Source organism: Nitrincola sp., assembly GCF_048264025.1.
GTDB lineage: Bacteria > Pseudomonadota > Gammaproteobacteria > Pseudomonadales > Balneatricaceae > Nitrincola.
Window position 1 is genome coordinate 1 of the sequence record NZ_JBLXDN010000075.1, and the last position, 5,932, is coordinate 5,932.

Below are 5,932 nucleotides of genomic sequence, written 5' to 3' on the forward strand. Positions count from 1 at the left end.
ATGCCGGTTTGCTTTCTCTACAGATTAAGCATGGCACATTGTTAGGGGGGCGGGTCCATCTTATTTCCTACAGGGGGGATGTTATATAGTGTTTATTTTGAACACAGAGCTGGGCGGTATTTGATGGGAGTTAATAGAATGCTGAAATATAAAATCCTAATCATGGCCGTTGTTTTCGGTTTGATGTTTCCCTATGCGTTTGGTGATAGAAAGCAGATAACAGTCGATATAGAGGTCGTAACCGAGCCTGATCCGAGTGTGCATCTTTCCTGGGATCAGCAGCCAGGGTCGTCTACCGAGATGCAGGTTACGGTGTATCGTCGCGAACTGGGTGTGAAAAGCGGGCTTTGGTCCCGAGATATTTGGGATGGTACTAAAGTCAGAGATTTCACTGAATTGACCCTGTTTGAGGAGATGGCTGTATTACCCCCTTCGGTTACCCATTTTACTGACAGCAGTGTTGAAACCGGTAAGCACTACGAGTATCGCGTTTACCGCCCGGCCCTTGCCAGTCGAAATTACAATCAGGCTGCCACCTATGTGGCTGTGAGTATTGAGGCTCCTTTGCAAGATCAGCCCGGCAATATTTTGTTGGTGATTGATGAAACGCTTGTAGATGAAATGGAGATGGATTTTCGCCTGTTAGAGCTGGATCTTGCTGGAGATGGATGGGGCGTCACCCGCCTGTTAACCCCTCCGCACGGTCAAGGTGGTCATCAAGCGCTGTATGCGGCTATTCAGGCGGCTAGTCTTGCTGATCCTGAAATTAAAGGGTTGTATTTATTCGGCAAAATTCCTGTTGCGCGCTCCGGATTTTCTGCACCGGATGGACATAAAGGAACAGCCCATGAAACTGATCTGTATTATGCTGATTTACAGGGTGGTTGGTTAGATATTCAGCTTTTCTCAGAGGAGGGCGGTGAAGCAGGTTCTAATATTCCGCGCGATGGCAAGTACGATCACTCCAACCTTCCCCGAGCCGTGGATCTTATGGTGGGCCGAGTGGATATGTCCCGGCTAACGGCGATCCAGAAAAATGAAGTGGAACTGCTTCGCGACTATATTCATAAAACCCATGCATGGCGAAATGGTGATCGACAGGTGCCTTATCGGGCCTTGCTGAATAGCAGTCATCTTTTTCAAGAGCATAGCTGGGCTAGAACCCTGTTCGGTCCTGACAATGTAAACTCCGCCAGCTTTCAACCTGAACTCAATAGTGAGGCTTATCTATGGGCCATGGATTTTGGTCACTGGAAGGGTGCCGACTCGGCCCATTATGGTGGTGTAGATAACCGCGCCCTATTTTTCCTGAATTTTGGTAGTGGGAAGCAGAAGTGGCGGGGGGTAAACAACCCGATACGCATTTTGTTGGCACAGCCCGATTGGGGGTTAGCGGCAGGGTGGGGAGCAAGGCCTGCGTGGCATATGCATCAGATGGCGGCCGGTTGGCCTGTGGGTCGTTCACACCAGCGCACTGTCAATAATGTTCACAATGGTGGTGAGTTTTTCCCCGGAGGCAATTACGCCCATCTTGAAAGTCAGGTACATATCAATCTGATGGGCGATCCTACCTTACGACTGCATGTAGCGCAGCCACCTCTAAACCCTTCTGCATCGCGTAATGCCGGTGTGGTGACGTTAACCTGGCAGGCTCCTCCCGGTAAAGCACCGGAAGGCTACCATGTGTATCGCTCCAACATAGCGGCATCGGGTTACCAGAGACTCACCGAATCCATGCTTGCGGCAGAAGCGCTGCAATATCAGGATAATGCTGCGCCTGAAGCGGGGGATGTTTACTACCAGATTCGGGCGGTCCACCGTAACGAAACCCGCAGCGGCGTATATGAGCTCGCCTCTCGGGCAGCATATGCCTGGCTGGCAGAAGGTGTGAATGACTATATGTCGCCAGTGGCTGTAGACCCTGCTGACTACCAGGCAACTTCGGAGGTGCCTTTGCGTTTGGATATACCGAGCGCAGAGGCCACGGGTATCAGCGTGGTGATTCTTCAACACCCAGACAACGGGATGATCCGCTGGGAGGCAGGCCACCCCGTGTATGTGTCTGACCCAGGTTTTGTCGGAACAGAAACGATTCTGTATCGGCTTTTTGATGGCATAGGGCAGAGCGAAACCGCCACCCTAACAATAACCATAATGTAGGAGCCCGGTCCCCGGATGTAGGAGCCCGGTCCCCGGGCGATGGGGTTGGTATCTATTCGCTCGCGGAGCGAGCTCCTACAGGTGGGGACGCTTTTGTAGGAGCCCGGTCCCCGGGCGATGGGTTTGGATTTTGCGGTTGTAGAATATGCATCCCATGACTACCAGGGTGATGCCGCCTAGTTCGAAAATCCAGTTCAGGCGCCAGCCTGCTAGCTGAGTGCCGATTAGTATGTCAACGCTGTGAAAGCCGACTGCTCTGACTAATACGAAGGTGACTAGTAGCGTGATGCCTAGCAATACCAACCAGAGTCGGCTTAAGGCATGGCGTAGTAGGTAGGCAAGCAGCGCGAGTAAGGCGAGCCCTATGACAATTAATCCGAAGATAAAGGCCACTTGAACGGGCCTGCGGTTGCCATACCAGCCGGATAGCTGTGCTTCACAACGTGCAACGGCCGTTAGTAAGGATTGCAGATCCAGCTGCTTGTTGAGCATCAGAAAGAACAGCCCGATTACCAGTAGATACCAGAAAATGGCTTCGGCGCGGCTAGGGCGTTGTGCGTGGAATTTAACCAGGGTGGTTAGTGCGGTGATCGCCGCAATGCCATAGCCTGCAACGGTTATCCATCCCATGATATGCGGATCACCAATAATGGGTTGCCAGCGTTCTTGTGTGCAAGTGAGTAAGGCTTGGAGGTGGTTGTTCAACGCTGTTTTCCTGCTGTGATCCAGTAGCTTTTGTCTGGGTATATTATGGGGTTGATCGAATAAGGTGTTTACGTAGCAAGCAGGATACGGGCCTTTTATCACCCGGTAAAGCGGGCGATAAAAGGTGTGTAGTCTTAGGTTTAGCGTGAGACTTAGCCGATAGCCTTACGAGCAGCTTTGCGACGGATGCTGAGGACACCGGCAATCCCGGCCAGGAACATCCAGGCCGCCGCTGGTAGTGGCGTTTCGCTCAGGTTTTCGTTAAAGGTGAGGGCGTTCATCGCCCAGTGCTGTCCGGAACCTCCAACGTTGGAGTACTGCTCAAAGTCGGTGCCGGTAGCGATACTGAAGCTGGTTAGGCCAAACCAGTCGGCTTGAAAGACACGCGCGGCGGTGTCAACAAACAGTTGAGCTGTATAGGTAAGAACGGCATCGGTATAACCGTTGATCGTCAGGGTCTGCGAGCCCCACGCACTGGCAATTACAAAGCTGTTCAGATCAAAGGTACCTGTATCGTTCCAGTCGAATGTGACCAGAGGAGCCTCATTACCATTGTAGGCGATATAGGGGCCGCCAGTAGTGGTGGCAACACTGTCATAGCCACTGTTGGTTAGGCTGTTGGCTCGGTTGTTATCCATATAGTAACTAGGGTTTAGGGTGAAGAGGGAGGAGCCGCTTGCATTGAAATGAATGGTCGCGGCCTGTGTCAGTGGACTGACGCAGAGCAGCAGAGCTGCCAGGAGTAGCGTTCTCATGATTGATTCCTTATCCATGATTAATTTGTTGTTATCAATCCCAGGTGTTTACTGCACTTATTTCCGTGGACTGAGACCCTAAAATTGGGTCGGATAAATTATTACAGAAGTTTTCCCTTAAAACAATCGTTTGCAACCACTGTATATATTTATAACCTATTGTTTTGAATAGATATTAACTTAATTCACTTATATTTATTATGTGAATTGAATGTTTGCTGAGAAAATTAGCATTTATTTCATATTCGTGTTTGAAAAGTATTGTACTACGGACCGATGTTAGGGCTTATGTTATTGTATATAGTTGGCTTCAGTCATCGAACCGATGCGCAGTAAATCGGATATTTGTTTGAAATATTCAAACGCGTGATTGAAAGTTGTTGGCTGGTGTAGCGACCCTCAGGGTGGCACTGGCTGGAACCTGTTGATTATTAAACAGACCTTAATTTAAGGATAAGATGTATGAACAAAGTTATTCAGTTAGCAGCTGCGGCTGCTTTGGTTTTCTCTGTAGCAGCGCCTGTATCAGCAGCGTCTGTCGATCTGAATTTCACCAGTGGCAATTCTGGCGCTCGTAATTCACTGACATACGCCTATGGTGATGATCAGCTAACTGTAAGTGGTCTCTCTGGGGTCAATAGCGGTTCTATCTCTGGTTCTGCCGTACAAACTTGGGCTGGTTGGGGATTGGGTATGCCTTCGGAGGGAGATCATCGTATTTCCAATGAGAACGTCAGTGTGCAGACAGGACCTCGGCCTTGGCAGAGAGAGAATCAGCGTCAGTACCAGATGGTCCTGTTTGACTTTGGTCGGGAAGTTTCTCTGGATAGTTTCACTGTAGGTGATGCAGTCTACACCAACAATAACTGGGCTAGCGTTCTGGCGTATACAGATACAGCTCCACTGACTACATTGAATGGTCAGAGCTGGTCCGATTTACTGGAAAGCGGCTTTTCTAATGCAGGTGATGCGAACACCTATGATGACGTTACCCGCGGTACCCCTAGACTGGTTGAAGGTGGCCTGACCTCTCAGTACTGGTTGGTGGGTGTTTATAATGCAGTCTTCAGTGATAACCCTATGGGAACCTACGACGAAGGCTTCAAGCTGACAGGCATCAGTTTCTCCACTATTGATGTGTCTGAAGTACCACTACCTGCCGCTGCCTGGTTGTTCCTGACTGGCCTGGCTGGCATGGGTTGGGTGAAAAAACGCAAAGCTAAGCGTGATCAGCAGACTCTGGCTACCGCGTAATTGCCGCCTGGTCTTGTAGGAGCCCGGTCTGTGGGGGTTCGGTCTGTGGGAGCCCGGTCTCCGGGCGAAGGTTTTTCGCTCGCGGAGCGAGCTCCTACAGGTGGTTGTTGTAATTATGTAGGAGCCCGGTCTCCGGGCGAATGATAATTCGCTCACGGAGTGAGCTCCTACAGGTGGTTGTTGCAATTTTGTAGGAGCCCGGTCTCCGGGCGAATGGTTTTCGCTCACGGAGTGAGCTCCTACAGGTGGTTGTTGTAATTTTGTAGGAGCCCGGTCTCCGGGCGAACGATATTCGCTCACAGAGTGAGCTCCTACAAGGCGAATGCTTTTCGCTCACGGAGTGAGCTCCTACAAAGGCAAATGTTGTTCTAGCAGGGTGATGTTATGAAAAAAATTGTTGTTTTGGTTCTGATCAGTGTGTGTCTGTTGGCAGGTAAATTGTCAGCGGCTCCTGTTCCGAGTAATACTGGTGGCTGTTCGGGCTTTAGTTTGTCTGGCGGTGAGTGCTTGTTATCCGGTTCTAGCCGAGGTGCGTCGGGTACTAATCTGACCAGTAATCCTGATAATAATGGTTTTCTAATAAACCCGGCTGGCGAAGGTTACACTTATGTAACCAAGTTTGAAGGTAGCGATTCTATATGGAGCAGTCAGGGCGGTGTGACTACCATTACCCTGACTGAGTCGATTAGCTCTATGTTTTCTCAGATCGCTATTGGCATCAAGCAAGGTCCCGTCTGGGCCGTGTTCTTGATTGATACAGCACTGGGAAGCTATGAGTTTAATCAGAATGCTATCTCCAATGTAACTTTCTACAGCTCCGCTAATATTGCCGAAACACCTCTGCCAGCTGCCGCCTGGTTGTTCTTGACTGGCCTGGCTGGTATGGGTTGGTTGAAGAGACGCAAAGCGAAGCGTAGTAAGCAACAGGCGTAATTGTTGGGGGCGTTCGCGTAGGAGCTCGGTCTCCGGGCGATTGTTGTTGTTCGCTCGCGGAGCGAGCTTATATGGACCCGCCCGTGTTGCAAGCTATTTTTGACTCGAGCAGATGTGTTGCACGC

At 50.4% G+C, this 5,932-nt stretch carries 5 protein-coding genes; 3 read left to right on the plus strand and 2 right to left on the minus strand.

The genetic code is table 11. The annotated features are described in order from the left end of the window. Positions 1 to 138: 138 nt before the first annotated feature. On the plus strand, positions 139 to 2,160 hold the full coding sequence (locus tag ACN0R1_RS20990) for an Ig-like domain-containing protein (RefSeq protein ID WP_417586110.1): 2,022 nt from the start codon (positions 139 to 141) through the stop codon (positions 2,158 to 2,160). Between the two features lie 75 nt (positions 2,161 to 2,235). On the opposite strand, the gene ACN0R1_RS20995 is transcribed toward ACN0R1_RS20990, so the two are convergent. After that, complete coding sequence (locus tag ACN0R1_RS20995; RefSeq protein ID WP_417586111.1) at positions 2,236 to 2,865, minus strand: hypothetical protein; 630 nt, start codon at positions 2,863 to 2,865, stop codon at positions 2,236 to 2,238. A gap of 152 nt (positions 2,866 to 3,017) precedes the next feature. Continuing rightward, entirely contained in the window at positions 3,018 to 3,620 is a 603-nt protein-coding gene (locus tag ACN0R1_RS21000; protein WP_417586112.1) for a VPLPA-CTERM sorting domain-containing protein, read from the minus strand. A 462-nt stretch (positions 3,621 to 4,082) separates the two neighbouring features. Here ACN0R1_RS21000 and xdp1 point away from each other — a divergent pair, with 462 nt between their 5' ends. Together xdp1 and ACN0R1_RS21010 are read left to right on the plus strand one after the other, a co-directional pair. Further along, positions 4,083 to 4,874, plus strand: a complete 792-nt coding sequence (gene xdp1, locus ACN0R1_RS21005) for an exosortase-dependent surface protein XDP1 (protein WP_417586113.1) — start codon at positions 4,083 to 4,085, stop codon at positions 4,872 to 4,874. Between the two features lie 384 nt (positions 4,875 to 5,258). Then, entirely contained in the window at positions 5,259 to 5,807 is a 549-nt protein-coding gene (locus ACN0R1_RS21010; RefSeq protein ID WP_417586114.1) for a VPLPA-CTERM sorting domain-containing protein, read from the plus strand. Positions 5,808 to 5,932: the final 125 nt, after the last annotated feature.